The 14,767-nt window shown below is 56.8% G+C and carries 16 protein-coding genes; 1 reads left to right on the top strand and 15 read right to left on the bottom strand.

Translation table 11 applies throughout. The features are described from left to right. On the top strand, positions 1 to 1,482 hold the full coding sequence (locus tag HMPREF0326_RS03415) for a sigma-54 dependent transcriptional regulator (RefSeq protein ID WP_020990203.1): 1,482 nt from the start codon (positions 1 to 3) through the stop codon (positions 1,480 to 1,482). A gap of 118 nt (positions 1,483 to 1,600) precedes the next feature. Here the strand turns inward: HMPREF0326_RS03415 and HMPREF0326_RS17570 are convergent, their stop codons facing one another. From HMPREF0326_RS17570 to HMPREF0326_RS03345, 15 genes are all read right to left on the bottom strand, one after another. Further along, a complete protein-coding gene (locus HMPREF0326_RS17570) occupies positions 1,601 to 1,777 on the bottom strand; it encodes a GH32 C-terminal domain-containing protein (RefSeq protein ID WP_008682912.1) in 177 nt (58 codons plus the stop codon). A 169-nt stretch (positions 1,778 to 1,946) separates the two neighbouring features. Continuing rightward, positions 1,947 to 2,198, bottom strand: a complete 252-nt coding sequence (locus HMPREF0326_RS03410; RefSeq protein ID WP_008682910.1) for a GlsB/YeaQ/YmgE family stress response membrane protein — start codon at positions 2,196 to 2,198, stop codon at positions 1,947 to 1,949. A 1-nt stretch (position 2,199) separates the two neighbouring features. Then, on the bottom strand, positions 2,200 to 2,898 hold the full coding sequence (locus HMPREF0326_RS03405) for a DUF421 domain-containing protein (protein ID WP_008682908.1): 699 nt from the start codon (positions 2,896 to 2,898) through the stop codon (positions 2,200 to 2,202). 390 nt (positions 2,899 to 3,288) lie between these two features. Beyond that, complete coding sequence (locus HMPREF0326_RS03400) at positions 3,289 to 3,969, bottom strand: dimethylmenaquinone methyltransferase (protein WP_008682907.1); 681 nt, start codon at positions 3,967 to 3,969, stop codon at positions 3,289 to 3,291. A gap of 12 nt (positions 3,970 to 3,981) precedes the next feature. Further along, a complete protein-coding gene (gene larA, locus HMPREF0326_RS03395; protein WP_232224902.1) occupies positions 3,982 to 5,214 on the bottom strand; it encodes a nickel-dependent lactate racemase in 1,233 nt (410 codons plus the stop codon). A gap of 33 nt (positions 5,215 to 5,247) precedes the next feature. Beyond that, positions 5,248 to 5,703, bottom strand: coding sequence for a tripartite tricarboxylate transporter TctB family protein (locus tag HMPREF0326_RS03390; protein ID WP_008682905.1), 456 nt, complete (start codon positions 5,701 to 5,703; stop codon positions 5,248 to 5,250). Next, entirely contained in the window at positions 5,696 to 7,216 is a 1,521-nt protein-coding gene (locus tag HMPREF0326_RS03385; protein ID WP_008682904.1) for a tripartite tricarboxylate transporter permease, read from the bottom strand. The genes HMPREF0326_RS03390 and HMPREF0326_RS03385 overlap by 8 nt, the downstream gene beginning before the upstream one ends. A gap of 103 nt (positions 7,217 to 7,319) precedes the next feature. Next, on the bottom strand, positions 7,320 to 8,288 hold the full coding sequence (locus HMPREF0326_RS03380) for a Bug family tripartite tricarboxylate transporter substrate binding protein (RefSeq protein WP_008682903.1): 969 nt from the start codon (positions 8,286 to 8,288) through the stop codon (positions 7,320 to 7,322). Between the two features lie 75 nt (positions 8,289 to 8,363). Beyond that, positions 8,364 to 9,137, bottom strand: a complete 774-nt coding sequence (locus HMPREF0326_RS03375) for an ABC transporter ATP-binding protein (RefSeq protein WP_008682902.1) — start codon at positions 9,135 to 9,137, stop codon at positions 8,364 to 8,366. Between the two features lie 137 nt (positions 9,138 to 9,274). Beyond that, a complete protein-coding gene (locus tag HMPREF0326_RS03370; RefSeq protein WP_008682901.1) occupies positions 9,275 to 10,042 on the bottom strand; it encodes an ABC transporter ATP-binding protein in 768 nt (255 codons plus the stop codon). Beyond that, complete coding sequence (locus HMPREF0326_RS03365; protein WP_008682899.1) at positions 10,039 to 10,818, bottom strand: ABC transporter permease; 780 nt, start codon at positions 10,816 to 10,818, stop codon at positions 10,039 to 10,041. The genes HMPREF0326_RS03370 and HMPREF0326_RS03365 overlap by 4 nt, the downstream gene beginning before the upstream one ends. Then, positions 10,815 to 11,663, bottom strand: a complete 849-nt coding sequence (locus tag HMPREF0326_RS03360; RefSeq protein ID WP_008682897.1) for an ABC transporter permease — start codon at positions 11,661 to 11,663, stop codon at positions 10,815 to 10,817. The genes HMPREF0326_RS03365 and HMPREF0326_RS03360 overlap by 4 nt, the downstream gene beginning before the upstream one ends. A 102-nt stretch (positions 11,664 to 11,765) precedes the next feature. Continuing rightward, positions 11,766 to 12,845: an ABC transporter substrate-binding protein gene (locus tag HMPREF0326_RS03355; RefSeq protein WP_020990202.1), complete on the bottom strand. Its 1,080-nt coding sequence runs from the start codon at positions 12,843 to 12,845 to the stop codon at positions 11,766 to 11,768. A gap of 51 nt (positions 12,846 to 12,896) precedes the next feature. Next, positions 12,897 to 13,901: an alcohol dehydrogenase catalytic domain-containing protein gene (locus tag HMPREF0326_RS03350; RefSeq protein WP_008682894.1), complete on the bottom strand. Its 1,005-nt coding sequence runs from the start codon at positions 13,899 to 13,901 to the stop codon at positions 12,897 to 12,899. Between the two features lie 74 nt (positions 13,902 to 13,975). Next, the gene (locus HMPREF0326_RS03345) at positions 13,976 to 14,743 is read right to left on the bottom strand and encodes an SDR family NAD(P)-dependent oxidoreductase (RefSeq protein WP_008682891.1); all 768 of its coding nucleotides are present in this window, start codon (positions 14,741 to 14,743) and stop codon (positions 13,976 to 13,978) included. Between the last annotated feature and the right edge of the window lie 24 nt (positions 14,744 to 14,767).

Genomic DNA, 14,767 nt, shown 5'->3' with positions numbered 1-14,767 from the left:
ATGTCGACCCGTCGTCTGCTTTTTCTCGCGCCGGCCCAGGCCATTACCGGCATTTTCCCGCCTCTGCGGGATGCCGGCTATGAGCTGGGCATTGCCGAAAATCTCAAAGGGGCTTCGGTCTTTATCCGCAAGTCCGGTCCCGGCGTGATTTTCGCGCGGCCTTCCCTTCCCGGCTTCCGGGTGGAGGATCTGCTGGCCGTGAGCGCGGAAGACCCCAATTTCCCGCCGGTCATCGTCACCACCGACAAGGGCAGCCCGGAAGAAGCCGAACGCCTGCTCGGTCTGGGCGCGCGCGACTACTGGCTGGAGCCTCTGGATGTGGAACGGATCATGGCCGTGGCCCGCGAGCCGCGCAAAGCCGCGTCCGTGCCTGCTTCCAGCACTTTTGGCGGACATCGGCCGCAGTATGCCGAAGGCCAGGGCGGCCCGCGCATCGTGGGGCGGCATCCGGCCATTGCCAGGGTCTTGCAGCTGGCCCGGCAGGTGGCGGCTTCCAAGGCCACGGTGCTGATCACCGGCGAGTCGGGCACGGGCAAGGAAATGTTCGCCCGCTATTTGCACGCCATGAGCAAACGCGCGCGCGGTCCCTTTGTGGCCGTGAACTGCGCGGCCCTGCCTGAACATCTGCTGGAAAGCGAATTGTTCGGCCATGAAAAGGGAGCCTTTACCGGAGCCATTGCCCGCAAACTCGGCAAGTTTGAGCTGGCCAGCGGGGGCACCCTGCTGCTGGACGAAATTTCCGAAATGGATCTGGCCCTGCAGGCTAAATTGTTGCGCGTGCTTCAGGAAGGCGAGATCGACCGGGTGGGCGGCGCGGAAACCGTGCGGGTGGATGTGCGCGTGCTTGCCACCACCAACCGCGATCTGGAAGACTGGGTCAAGCAGGGCAAATTCCGTCAGGATCTGTATTTCCGGCTCAATGTCATTCCCCTGCGCCTGCCCTCCCTGCGCGAACGCGGCGACGACGTGCTGGAACTGGCCCGCTTTTTCGTGGACCTGTATGTGCGCGAATATAAACTGCCGCCCGTATCCCTGTCCGAAGCCGCTGTGAGCTGGCTGAAAAATTACGATTTTCCCGGCAACGTGCGCGAACTGCAAAACCTTATGGAGCGCGCCGTACTGCTGGCCAACGGCCGTCCGGTGGAGCCCTGCCATTTTCTGCTGGAAAACGAGGCTTGGCCCCTGTTTGAGGAAGACAGCCTCCCGGAGGACGGGAGCGTTGAAACCGCCGGGCCCTCCGTCGCCTCCGCGGCGCCGGTGGCTACCACCGCCGCACCTGTTCCGGCAGGCTCCAATACCCCGGCGGAGCCGTTTGCCGGGCCGGTAATTCCGCTGCACGAAATGGAGCGGATCATGATCATCAAGGGCCTGGAAGCCACCTCCGGCAACCGCACCCAGGCCGCCGAACTGTTGGGCATCTCGGTGCGGACCCTGCGCAACAAGCTCAATGAATACCGTTCCCTGGGCCATCCCGTGGACTGACGGGGCGTTTGCCTCCGTTACGGGAGGCAGCCGTCACGCCCTGGGGGTCACTTTTCCGTAGGGCCAGTTGACGGCCTTCAGTTCCCAACTGCTCAGACGCTCAAGCCGCACTCCGCCCTCAATCGTAAAAAAAATCGACACATTTTCCCATGCCGTCAAAATAGAACCTGTTGCTCAGGCTGTGGCAGCCCTCTGTTTGACCGTCGCCCACAAAGACTTCCACCGATGTGTGGTCAATATAGACACGCAGCGTATGTCTTTCGCGGTAGTAAATGAGCCCGTTGAGGGCGTTCATCCAGCCGCTGGGCGGCGCCGGATGGAATGCCGGGTGTCGGCGTAGCCGCTGTCCCCGGTATTGGCAAAGACCGCCTCCGAAGCGCGCCTGACGCGCATTTTATGTGGAGATATCTTGCCGACGACTTTATACGGGCTCATTAACAATGCTCCGGTGGACTCCGGACGCATTAGCGCGATGTAAGCTTGCCGTGGATGATCAAGACGAGAAGCGCTCCCAGTACGGCCACAAAAAAGCTCGGCAGGTTAAATCCGGTTACTTTGCCGAAACCAAGCCATGTGCCGATGAATCCGCCGACACATGCGCCGACGATTCCTAACAGGGATGTCACAATAAAGCCGCGTTCAAGACGTCCCGGCAAAATGAATTTCGCAATGGCGCCAGCGACCAAGCCAAAAATAATCCAGGATATAATGCCCATTTTATTGTCCTTCTTTTTTTTCGCACGTAATGATATAGAGGTTTCCGAATTTTTTTCCTTCAGCGTCCGTATCTTCGTTCCATTCAGCAAAGAAAATATCTTTGCATGAATCACAGCCGTTTTTATTCAATTCCTGTTTCAGCCATTCCTCATCTTTTTCGATCAGCTTCATGGCATTTTCATCGATAACGCCGTTGCTTACAAGAATAATTGCCCTTTTGGGTTCATCCTTTTTCTGGATGGTGACCTGACCGTTGGGTTCAAGCTGCGCATTCCATATGTCATGGAGTGAATGAATGCCCTGCATTCGCGCCAGGGTCGCAAAGTCGGCAATATCAAGTCCGGCCTGTTGAAATTTGTCCTGCAGATATTCTCCCTTGATCACAATAGGAGTGGGCGAGCCCACAATCATTTTTCGCCCGGATTCGGTATGCATGCGCAATGAATTGACGGAGATCACAAGAATCTCCCACAGCGCCAGCACGATGATGAATTTTATGATGTGAATGTCCGGATTATAAATAACGCCGCCGATAATGCCGCCCAGCACAAAGTTGCCGATGAGGTCCACAGGCGTCATCTGCGTCAGTTGGCCGCGATTGGTCGTCCGCAATAACAGAATAAAAGCGGTCAAGCCCACGGCCAGTTTTACGGCGATGTTTCCGTATACAACAAGTGAATCCATTATGGCCTGATCCATCTGAATCTCCGGGAAATTTTTTATCTGAAAACTGCCTGAACACGCCTGCGTCAGAGCCGGTTATGTTCTGAAGCTCCCCAAGAAAACGGCATATTTTTAGTCTGTCCTCACGCCGATCAGGCTGGGTGGTCAAAAAAAGAATATAATTTCTATATAATGTATCCTGTAGGAGAGAAAGCAAGTAGCTGCCGCGACCGCATGGAGAATATCGGCGTTTTCGAATCGCATTTGTCCGGTGGGAGGGGCCCGGAGGAGAAAATGCGCGGGGCAAGAGGGGCCTGTTGATGTAGCTTTGTAAAAAACAACGGCCGGTTTCCGTATTATGCGGAAACCGGCCTGCTGTTGAGGGATGTTCCCCCTCAGCTTCCAATTCGGCGGGAAGGCCTGGCGTCAGTCAAAGATGGCGCAGGAACCGGCCGCCAGTTTTTCGTACAGCCAGTTGAAATCCAGCTTGCCGGTTTTTTCAATGGATTTGAGCTTACACAAGCCGGTATCCCGGATGGCGCGGGCCTGTATGGCCGCGGATTCAGCTTCGTCCCGGCTGACGGCCACAATGCCGTCGCCGTCGGCCACCAGTATGTCGCCCGGCCTGATTACCGCATTGCCCATGGCAATGGGCGCGTTGATTTCGCCGCAGCCGTCCTTGTACGGACCGTTGGGTGAAACCGCGCGGGCGTAGACCGGAAAGTCCATGGCCCGCAGGGCGTCCGCGTCCCGCACCGCCCCGTCCACCACAAAACCGGCCAGGCCCCGCTTGCGGGCCAGAGCGGCCATGATCTCGCCGCACACGGCGCGGTCTTCGTACCCGTCGCAGGCCACAGCCAGCACATCGCCGGGCCGGGCATTATCCACAGCGTAGTAGAGCAACAGGTTTTCACCGGCGGGCAGATTGACCGTGTAGGCCGTGCCCAGCAGGCGCGCGACGCCCAGAGGCTTGATGGCCGAGGGCAGGGCGGCGTTGCGGCCCAGGGCGTCGCAGATGTCGGCCACGGCCAGGTCCCGGAAGCATTGCAGCAGCAAAGAATCCGGGCGTTCGATATGTTGTCTGATCCTATAGCGTGCGCTGTTCATGGATTTACCCGATTAAAAGAAAAAGGTTGCATTGGCATTAGTTATGAGTGCGATGCGGGCCTCTGGCTCAGCGGTAAGCCAGTCGGACAGGGTAACTTGCAGGTTGCCTTTGTTCAGCAGGCAGGAGGCGAGATCCTCTTGGGAAAGAGCGGTATGTAATACTATCTCGTGTGTGGCCGCTACCCGTGAAAAAAGATATGCCTTGTGAGCGCCCATCCTGAATGTCTGATTTTCAAAATCCCGCAGTAACGATGCATGATCCGAGAAGTTCCGGGCATACTCCAGATAGCGCTCGTCCCCGATGCCTTGTGCGCATTCCGCAACCAGCAGTATTTTTCCATTCTTACCCGCGCAGCGGCGGGCGGCATCCAGCGCCTTCTGGGCCTGATACAAACAGATGTCTTTGGGACTGCCGCCACAGGAAGCAATGACAATATCGAATGTCTCCCGTAGTTCCATGCCGTAAAGCTCACGTGTTTTCCTGGCCGCAGAACGCAGGATGGTCGGTGGATCACCCACAAAAAGCGCTGCAATATTTTTCTGTGCGTCCAGGGAGACATTGACGGCAAGTTTTACTCCGGCAATGCGTCCCGCTTCATTGAGATCAATACGGACGGGATTTTCTTCAAGGTTTCCGGCAAAAGCGCAAGGCTCTTTAAGCATGGAATGATTTTTTTCAATCATGGTCGCTGAGGCGCACCCCACGACGACGCCCTTGGCCCCACCTGTAAAGCCCACAAACTGGTGGGCGTCCACCATGCCCATGACGATCTTCAATTCCGCTCTGGCATAGGCCGCGTTGATTTCCACAGGGGTTCCTCTGGCGGTTGTACCGAGGCGGATCATTTCCGATTTCCGGGCGTCATGGCTGACGACTCGGCAACCGTAAAGATCGTCGGGCAGAATACGCTTGAGCTGTGCGGCATCCGGGGGCTCATGCAGACCGCCGCCTACCACGACGCATACGTGGTCCGGCAGGAGAGCAGGCCATATTTTGAAAATTTTTTTAAGTAGGGGTGGGAGAAGCAAACTGGTAGGAAAAGGCCGGGTTTCGTCCGGAACGGCAATGGCGACCGAGGCGGGCGCGGGGAAGTCTTCCAGGCGCGGACAGCCTTCCGGAGCGTCAAGAGCTCGCTCAAAAACGCCGAGGGGATTAACCAGGGACGGAATATGTCGTGGTTCAAAAACCGTGACGGAAGTGTCGTCCGGAAGGTCAAAAGAAAGGTTGCCCTTTCCGTATTTCACAGTATGACGCATAGCGTGAATTCCGTATGAGGTTCAGAATAAAAAACCTGCGGGCGTCGGTACATTGAGCAGCTTGGTAAAGCTGAACCAGACGGACAGACTGAAGAAAAGGCTGTACAGCAGTCCGGCAACGGCAAGGCGTCCCAGGCCCCGACTTTTGTCTCCCAGCAGCAGGGAGGAACAGAATATGAACAGCGTCGTACTGCTGAAAAAGCCCAGAGTACCGATCAGTGCGGCGTAGATGGCCGCCATCGCGGCGATATATCCAACTTTTCTCCAGGCGACGTGTTCCGCGTCTGTGGGGGATTCCCCGCGTCGTTTATACAGACCCTTGCCCACAAACCATAGTCCACCCACAGCGATAATGAGTATCAGACTTTCCGGAAATATGCGGCTTACGCCCGTGAGTCCTCCATACTGCAGGCCGAAAGCCGCGCTGATCGCCAGAAAACTCGCGCCGCACAAAATATCCGAGATACTTTTACGCATGGTTTTTCTCCTGGGGTTCAGTCTGTTTTTTCTTCAACCGTAGCAGCCAAGGAGTCGCGAAGGAGAGCAACAATGCCGCGATCAGTACTTTGCTGATGCTGCCGCCAAGCATGACAGCCGGGAGTCCGCCATCAACGGAATGGGCAAGATCGAGACATTTGCCGAGATTTTCTTCAATCATGGGCCCCAAGATCACGCCCAAGGCCATGGCTCCGGTATCCATGCCCAGTTTGCCGCCGAAAAAGCCCACGAAACCGAAGACTAGAACGATCCAGATATCCACAAGACTGTTGGAGATGGCATAGGCCCCGATGTAGGACAGCACGACAATACCGATGGCCACAAAAGTCAGTCGGATATTGAGCAGCTTGGCCATGCAGCGGCAGAGAACGAAACCGATCGGGATCATCAGCAGGTTCACCAGAAATTGCGAAAAAATGAAGGTATAGGCCAGTTCACCGGTGGCGGTGAAAATTTTGAAACCCGGCTGGATACCATGGGCCATGAGCGCGCCGAGGATCACTGCGGCCACTGCGCTGCCCGGAATGCCCAGAGTCAGCATGGGAATCAGCGAACCGCCGATGACCGCGTTGTTGGCGCTTTCCGAGGCGGCCACGCCTTCAATGCTGCCCTTGCCGTAGATAGAGGGGTCCCTAGCCCAGCGTTTGGATTCATTATAGGCGATGATAGAGGCGATTTCACCGCCCGCGCCCGGCAGCATACCCACCCAGGTGCCGATGATGGAGGAGCGTAGCAATACTTTTTTGCAGCGGGTGGCGAGATAACCGGCCACGCGGTCGAAAGTGCCCCTACGGGGGTGGTACGCGGCCACGAAGGTTCTATCCGTACCGATAAGATAGAGCACCTGGGAAAAAGAAAACAGACCGATCATACAGGGAATGACTGATACCCCCTGTACCAGGCCGTATATGTCAAAGGTAAAGCGAGGGATGCCCGTGTTGGGATCAAGGCCGATGGTGGACACCAGCAGACCGATGGCACCGGAGACAATGCCCTTGCCCATGTTCTCGGGCGTCATGACCGCGATGGTGCTTAGCCCGAAAAGACAAAGCCAGAAGTTTTCCGGTCCGCCGAAGTTCAGGGCGAAGCGGGCCAGCGCGCCCGCCAGAAACAGAAGGAAAAAGGTGCCGATGATGCCGCCGAAGGCTGAGGAAAGCAGGGAGGTATAGAGAGCCGTATCCGCTTGGCCATTCTTGCAGAGAGGCCAGCCATCGAAGGTGGTGGCCACGGAAGAGGGCGTGCCTGGCGTACAGATCAAAATGGCCGAATTGGCTCCGCCGTATATGGCTCCAGCATAGATGGCACCCAGCATCACGAGTCCATGCGTGGGGGTCATGGCAAAGGTGGCCGGTACCATCAGCGCCACGCCCATGGTCGCGGAAAGGCCCGGCAGGGCACCGATGACGATGCCGCCGGTCAGGCCGGCGATCATCAGAAAAAGGTTCAGGGGGTCAACAAGATTTTGCAGGGAGGGAAGAATAAATTCAGTCATCCGCGACTCCTGTACGGGAGGGAATCAGCCCATGGGACGGACTAGCCAATGTCCCTGGAAGACGGCGGGGCTGGACTTCCCTGCCCCGCCATATCCGACCACTCTATTTCTTCGGAATCAGTCCTGCTTCCTCAAGCGTCTTTTTTTCACGGGCCTGCAGGGAATCGATATAGGTGGTGAGTGCCTCGCCATCCATATATTCCGCCGGTTGGCCGGCCTTTTTCATGTCTCTCAGATAATCGGGGTCCTCACAGATCCGCTTGAAGGTTTTACGCAGCCAAGCCAGCTTTTCGGCCGGGATATCCTTAGGGGCGGCAAAGGTGCGCCGGATATCGGAGACAATATCAATGCCCTGTTCCTTGAAGGTGGGCACGTCTGGCAGAAAGCTGTTGCGTTTTTCTGCAGCCACGTTGAGTACGCGGAATTCATCAATTGAGCGCATTACGTCATTGATATTGCCGAAAATGAGATCCACTTCGCCGCCGAGCAGGGCCGCGTTCTGGTCGGCCGCTCCTTTGTAGAACACGCGGCTGAGTTTGGCGTCGGGAAGTTTTTTGTTGAAGTCCAGAAACATAAGGTGATGTCCGCTCAAAGGGCCGACCAGTCCGACCTTGAGCTTACCGGGCTTGGCCTTCGCCGCATCCAGAATTTGTTGAAAAGTTTTGTAGGGGCTTGTTTTGAGCACGGCCACGCATTGGGGGTCGTTAACCACCTGGGCGATGAATTTAAAGCTGTCTGGGTTGAACTGGGCGTTCTGCGCCAGAGATTGCAACACGAGATGGGGCACATTCAGGCCGCCGATGGTATAGCCGTCCGACGCGCTACGGGCGAGTTCCGTGGAGCCCAGAATGCCGCCTGCGCCGGGCTTGTAGACGAATACCCAAGGCTGTTTCACATATTTATCCCAGTATTTCTGCATGATCCGGGCCTGCACGTCGCTGGAGCCGCCAGCGGTAAAGACGATAATCATGTTCAAGGGTTTTTCGGGATAGGCGGCGGCAACTGGAAAAGAGGCCACCAGGGTCAGCATCAGAGCCACGAGAAAAAGAGCCGATGTTTTTGCCATCTTCATCTGAGTCTCCTTGTGCTTAGATAGTGTAATTGGGAAATCTTGTTTGACGGTGGAGTCTGAAGGACTCGTGTTCCGTCACCACCACTTGATGCGTTCAGTGACGTAATCGCGGATCTTGACGAATTCCGGGTCGTCATACTGCCTGGGGCGCGGCAGATCCACGATGACTTCTTCTTTGATGGTCGAAGGCTTGGGGGAGAGAATTAAAATCCGTTCGGCTAGGTACACGGCCTCCTCGATATTGTGGGTAATGAAGGCCACCGTGCTGCCCAATTCTTTCCAGATGCGCATGAGTTCGTCTTCCAGATAATAGCGTAATTTTACATCCAGCTGGCCGTAAGGCTCGTCCATAAGCAGGAGATCGGGATTAATGGCGAAATTGCGGGCGATGACGACCCGTTGCTCCATGCTGGCGGAAAGTTGTTGGGGATAATAGGTGCGGTATCTGGCAAGGCCCACGATGTCGAGCATCCGCTCTACACGTTTTTCAATTTCCACTTCTGGCAATCGCTTAATGCGCAGACCGAAGCGAATGTTATCCTCCACGGTGAGCCAGGGAATGGCCGAAACTTCCTGAAATACAAAGGCGATGTTGTGGATTTTCGGATCCGCCGGTTTACCGTCCACCATGATGGAGCCGTTGGTGATGGGGATGAAGCGGGAAAGGCAGTTCAGAAAAGTGGTTTTGCCGCAGCCGGTGGGGCCTACGATGCAAAGCATTTCGCCTTTGTAGATATCGAAATTGATGTCGTCGAGCACCAGCAATTCGTCATAGCATTTGGTAAGATTGGTCACCGAAACCTTGACTTCCCGGCCCTCGGCGTAAGTTTCCTTGTCTCCGAAGTGCATGATCGTCCTCCTAGAGTATTTTGCGCTTGAAATTATCGCGTAACAGTGAAGTACATTCGCCTTACGATAATTTCGCGGTGCGGATTTCCATGGAAAATCCGCACAGAGCGTTGCAATGTTTTCAATATCAAAACGCTCTAGAGCACCAGGTCGGTGTCTTCGGATATTTGTTTGCGCAGGGTCAGGAAATCCGGATGCGTATAAGCACGTGGCGAGGGAATATCTATGCTGTATTCGGTCTTGACCCGGCCCGGCAGAGCGGACATGACCACCACTCGATCCCCCAGATAAATGGCTTCTTCAATATTATTGGTCACAAAACAGACCGTACGTTTTTCCTTTTCCCAGATGGTCCGCAATTCCTGTTCCATGGCGTAGCGAGTCTGGGCATCCAGCGCTCCGAACGGTTCGTCCATAAGCAGGATGTCCGGATCATTGGCATAGGCCCTGGCAATGCCCACGCGCTGTTTCATGCCTCCGGAAAGCTGGGCCGGGTAGGCTTTTTCAAAACCGGTCAGCCCCACAAGCTCAATGTAGCGCCGGGCCACGGCCAGACGTTCCTTCACGGGCACGCCGCGCACAGCCAGGCCGAAGGCCACATTGTGTTCCACTGTTTTCCAGGGAAAAAGCGCATAGCGTTGGAAGACCATTCCGCGATCCGGTCCCGGCCCGTTGATGATCTTGCCGCTTATGCGGATTTCTCCGGCCGTGGGCTCAATCAATCCGTCCATGCAGTTGAGCAGCACCGTCTTGCCGCTCTGGCCCGGACCGAGAATGACCAGGAACTCGTTTTCATAGACCTTCAGCGAGACCTTGTTCAGCACATGCAGCAACTGCTTCTGGCCGGGCACGTGGAAGGTCTTGGAGATGTTCACGCATTCTATTTTGACGCTCCTCTCCTTCATACCATTTCCCTCCTCCAGGGGCAGAGCAGGCGCTCGGTGCAACGCAACGTCGCGGCCAGCAGGGAACCCACGATGCCGATAAGAACCATGCCCACCAGGATCATGGATGATTTGTTGAGATCCATGCCCTGAATGATGATGTAGCCCACGCCTTCGCGCGCGCCGACCATTTCGGCGGCCAGTACGCACATCCAGGCCATGGACAAGGAGTTCTGAACCCCGGCGAAGATGGAGGGCATGCAGGCGGGCACGGCCACGTTGAAGAACTGCTGGGAGCGACTCGCACCAAAGGATCTGGCCGCGTCGATAAGCAAGGGGTCCACGTAGCGCATGCCGGTATAGGAGTTGAGGATCATAATTACAAACGCGCCCACGAAGCAGATGAAGATTTTCGAACCTTCAGCCACGCCCAGCCAGAGAATAGCGATGGGAATCCAGGCAATGGGCGGAATGGGCCGCAGTACTTCAAAGATGGGGGCCACGATTTTTTCGCAGGTCCGGTTCCAACCCATCAACAGACCCAGGGGCAGGCCCAGCAGAACGGCCAGACCAAAAGCGATCAGAACCCGTCTGAGACTGAATCCCACATGGCCGAGAATGGTTGTGCCGCCCACCGGATGGTTGAACAGGCGCACGAATTCCTGCCAGACTTTCAGGGGCGAGGGTAGAAAGTCAGGATCAACGTTGAGCGAAACCAGGCCCCAGAGCACTACAAAAGCGCCGATGGAAGCCACGGGCGCGAGCCAGCGGGCATTTTGCGAAATGAAGCGGTTCATGCAAGCCTCCTGGACGAGGCGAAGCGGGCTTCAATTCTGGTCAGAATCCAGGACATCAGAGCTCCCAGAAAACCGATGGTCAGCATGCCCACAATGATAATGTCCGGGCGGGCCAGACGTCTGCCCTGCTGAATCATGAAGCCCAATCCTACGGAGGCGGCCAGCAGCTCAGCGGCCACCAGGGTTGTCCAGGCGGCGTTGAGAGAGAGTTTCATGCCGGTGAAAATCATGGGAATGGCCGATGGAACGCCGATTTTGCGGAATGTCTCAAAATTGGAGGCCCCGTAAATTTCAGCCACCCGGATAAGGACCGGATTGGTCAGCCGGATGCCCGTATAGGAGTTGATTACACAGGGCACAAAGGCAGCGAGAAAAATGATGAAAGCCTTGGCCGTCATGCCGATGCCCAGCCAGAGAATGGCAATGGGAATCCAGGCAATGGGCGGGATGGGTCGGATGGCGTCGAAAAGCGGGCGTACCAGCAGATTGACCTTGGGATACCAGCCCATGAACAATCCCAGAGGCACGCCGATGACCACGGCGGCGAGAAATCCGGCCAAAGCCAGGGCCAGGCTCGCCAGGGCGTGTTGTTGCAATACCGTTCCGTCAGGGTTGACGTCCGTCAACTTTTCAAAAAATACCGTGATAACTTCCGAGGGGGGCACAAGTTGGTAAGGACCGATAAGATCAAAGCGGCAAATTAGTTCCCAGACCACCAGGAAAACCAGAAAGCTCACGATGGATATCCAATTTTCTCTGGCGGCTGTGGCGAAATAATTGGCTTTTTGAATCTCAAGCTTCAATTCTTGATCGGACGCGTCTCTTTTTTCCGTATCTTGGCGCATAAGGGCTCCTTTTTCTCCCGGCCGTCGTCCACTCGGCAAAAATGGTCGAGCGGACGACGGCGTGTGGAGGACGCCGGATTATGGAAGGCGCCGGGCCAGGACCTATTTCTGGCCGCGTGCGGCGCGCAGGGCCGCGAGCTTCTTCATGAACGAAGGATCGATATTGAAGTTGGCCTGGACGTAGCGGTCATATTCCTTCTTTTTGATTCGTCCCTGCGCCAGCATGAAGTTCGCCACGCCGCGCACCCAGGCGGGAAGCTTGTCCGGATTTTCCATGGCTTCGATCTGCTCGGCCACATTGAAGAGCGGACGGTATTTGAATTCCATTCTGACTTGGTTCTCATTCAACTCCAGGCCGCAATAATCGTTAAAATAGGAGAGCAGCGGCTTGACGTACTGTTCGGGATGTTCCTTCATGCCTTCCACGCCGCGCATGTACAGGTCGAGCCAGGCTACCACCAGATCGGGGTGCTGTTCCGCGAACTCCTTGCGCACGCCGATGCCGCCAGCGATCATCACCTTGGCCGCCGCACCCGAGGAAACCCTTGTCCAGCCCTTGGCCTCGGCCACGTAGCTCAGAGGAGCCCAGAGCTGAAGGATGTCACCCTGGCCGGCGTTAAAGGCGGTCATGGCCTGGCCCTGCTCCATGTGCACGATGTCCACATCGCTGTCCTTCAGACCAAGTCGTTCCAAGGTGGCGGTTAGGGCGTAGTGGCCGGTGGACACGGTGGTGACCAGTATCTTTTTGCCTTTCCAGTCCTCATCCGTGCCGAAAATGTCAGGATAGGCCGGATTGGTCCCCTTATGCTTGAGCAGCGGAGAATCCGGGCGCACCCAAAGGTCGTTGGTAGCTCCTTCTTCGTTGGAAATGCCGATCAGCTTGTAGCCGTAGCGCATACTGGCCATCATGGTAGGCACTGTGCCCATGGCGCCCACATCCCACTGGTCGGCCGCCAAGGCCTCGGTCTGCGGTGCGCCCGAGGCGAAGAGCATGAAGGTGTCGGTAAAAGGCGCGTCTTTCAGCCAGCCGGCTTTTTCGGCATACCACAGAGGCAGACCGTGCAGACAGGGCTGGGCGCTGGTGCGTACTTCGGGTTTATCGGCTGCGGCCGATGGCTGGGGAACGGTCAGGAGAGCGCAAAGGCACAGGCTGAACAGTGAGGCGAAAAACACATTCTTCATTGTCAGACTCCTGCTGTTGGCGTGTACGGAGGGATTCTCCCTCGTGTCCTCTTACGGCAGCAAAACGATTTTGGCGGCCTGGGTCTTTCGCTGATCCAGGACTCGGAAGGCCTCCGGCCCGTCAGCCAGAGAGCGGTACTCCACCCAAGCGAGGTTGCCGAAAACGTTGTTGCGCAGGGCTTCCACTGTGGCCTGCAAATCCGCATAGGTATAGGTGTAGGTGCCGAGGACGACGTGCTCGGCAAGGGTGATTTTGCGCATATCCATCTGGCTGCTCCAGTCCTGCAGACCCATGTGCATGAGCACACCGCCGGGCTTGAGAGCGTGAACGGCCATCTCGCGGGTGACTTTGCGCCCCACGGCGTCCACGACATACTCGTAAAAGGATTCCGCCGGAGGTTCGGCCATCGGATCAAAGGCCCGGGCTTTGCTGTGTTCGCCGGCCGAGGCGAGCCGCAGGGGATTGGTTTCCGCCAGGTCCACGTGGTGCACGCCGCGTGATCGAAGTAGGAGGGCCATGAGCAGGCCGATGGCCCCGCCGCCGATGACCAGAACCTTACATTCCTGTACCGGCCGTGCCATTTTGGGCAAAGAGATATTCAAAGCATGCAGCACGGTGGCGGCCGGTTCGGTGAGCACGGCGATGGTATGCGGCATGTCGTCGGGAACGGGAATGACCGAGCTTGCCGGGATGGACATGAACTCGGCGTAGGCGCCGGGGCGACTCATGCCCACCATTCCCCTGTTTTCGCACAAATTGTCCCGGCCGGTACGGCAGTATGAACAGCACCCGCAGGTGATCAAAGGATCCACCGTAACCTTCTGTCCCGCTTTGAAGCGCGGAGAAGCACTGGCATGGATTTCGCCGGAGAGTTCGTGGCCCATGACCAAGCCGGGCTGGCGGCGGGGGTCATGCCCGTGGTAGGCATGCATGTCCGAGCCGCAGATACCCGAGGCCTTGATTTCTATAATGACCTCGCCGGGTTCAAGAGTCGGTTCGGGATAGTCCCGACATTGCATTTCATGGGGTTGCGTATACACCAGGGCTTTCATCATCTGGACTCCTGCTGTACGCAAGGGAAGGCATCTGCTGGATTTCCATCCCCTGGTTGAAATATTGCAATATTGTCTCAACGGGCGGTAAAGCCCCCGTCGATCATGATTACTTGGCCGGTAATATAGGCCGAAGCCTCGCTGGCCAGAAATACGGTGCAGCCGTAAAGATCCTCCAGCGTGCCGTTGCGGCCTATACAGGTCTGGGCGGCATTTCTGCCAGCAAGCTCCGGATTATCGAAAACCGGCCGGGTCAGAGCGGTGGGGAAGAAGCCGGGGCCAACGGCATTACATGTGACGCCCCGCCCCGACCATTCCTGAGCAATGACACGGGTCAGTTGCACGACGCCACCCTTGCCTGCGCCGTACGGAGCGCTGTCGGCAAAGGCGCGGAAGGATTGCAGGGAGGCAATATTGATGATTCGGCCCCAGCCTCGCCGCGCCATGCCCGGAGCCAGTGCCTGAGTTAAAAAGAAAGGCGCGGAGAGGTGTAGGTTGATCTGTGTGGCCCAGTTCGTGGGGCTGACTTCCATAAAAGGTTGGCGCATATTCACGCCGGCGGCATTGATCAGGATGTCCACCGGGCCAAAAGTATCCAGGGCAGCCTTGCCGCAGGCCAGAGCCTTTTCCGGGCTGCTGAGGTCTGCGGCAAGGCTGCCCGCTTGAATGCCGTCTTTGCGCATGCGTTCCACCGCATGGTCCAACGCTTCTTTGCGTCTGGCCGCCAGGAGTACATGCGCTCCGGCCAGTCCCAGTGCCCGGCCCATTGCCTCGCCGATGCCGGAATTGCCGCCGGTAACCAGGGCCGTTTTGCCGGAAATGTCGAAGAGGGCCGAGATATTCACTGTGACCTCCTATGGCAGATATTT

Source organism: Desulfovibrio sp. 3_1_syn3, from assembly GCF_000145315.2.
GTDB lineage: Bacteria > Desulfobacterota > Desulfovibrionia > Desulfovibrionales > Desulfovibrionaceae > Desulfovibrio > Desulfovibrio fairfieldensis.
Note: the sequence above shows the minus strand (reverse complement) of the source record. Positions and strands in the feature narration are given on the sequence as shown.

Coding starts and splice junctions, on each gene's coding strand:
- HMPREF0326_RS03415 (WP_020990203.1), top strand. CDS start 1: ATGTCGACCCGTCGTCTGCTTTTTCTCGCGCCGGCCCAGGCCATTACC.
- HMPREF0326_RS17570 (WP_008682912.1), bottom strand. CDS start 1,777: ATGAACGCCCTCAACGGGCTCATTTACTACCGCGAAAGACATACGCTG.
- HMPREF0326_RS03410 (WP_008682910.1), bottom strand. CDS start 2,198: ATGGGCATTATATCCTGGATTATTTTTGGCTTGGTCGCTGGCGCCATT.
- HMPREF0326_RS03405 (WP_008682908.1), bottom strand. CDS start 2,898: ATGGATCAGGCCATAATGGATTCACTTGTTGTATACGGAAACATCGCC.
- HMPREF0326_RS03400 (WP_008682907.1), bottom strand. CDS start 3,969: ATGAACAGCGCACGCTATAGGATCAGACAACATATCGAACGCCCGGAT.
- HMPREF0326_RS03390 (WP_008682905.1), bottom strand. CDS start 5,703: ATGCGTAAAAGTATCTCGGATATTTTGTGCGGCGCGAGTTTTCTGGCG.
- HMPREF0326_RS03385 (WP_008682904.1), bottom strand. CDS start 7,216: ATGACTGAATTTATTCTTCCCTCCCTGCAAAATCTTGTTGACCCCCTG.
- HMPREF0326_RS03380 (WP_008682903.1), bottom strand. CDS start 8,288: ATGAAGATGGCAAAAACATCGGCTCTTTTTCTCGTGGCTCTGATGCTG.
- HMPREF0326_RS03375 (WP_008682902.1), bottom strand. CDS start 9,137: ATGCACTTCGGAGACAAGGAAACTTACGCCGAGGGCCGGGAAGTCAAG.
- HMPREF0326_RS03370 (WP_008682901.1), bottom strand. CDS start 10,042: ATGAAGGAGAGGAGCGTCAAAATAGAATGCGTGAACATCTCCAAGACC.
- HMPREF0326_RS03365 (WP_008682899.1), bottom strand. CDS start 10,818: ATGAACCGCTTCATTTCGCAAAATGCCCGCTGGCTCGCGCCCGTGGCT.
- HMPREF0326_RS03360 (WP_008682897.1), bottom strand. CDS start 11,663: ATGCGCCAAGATACGGAAAAAAGAGACGCGTCCGATCAAGAATTGAAG.
- HMPREF0326_RS03355 (WP_020990202.1), bottom strand. CDS start 12,845: ATGAAGAATGTGTTTTTCGCCTCACTGTTCAGCCTGTGCCTTTGCGCT.
- HMPREF0326_RS03350 (WP_008682894.1), bottom strand. CDS start 13,901: ATGATGAAAGCCCTGGTGTATACGCAACCCCATGAAATGCAATGTCGG.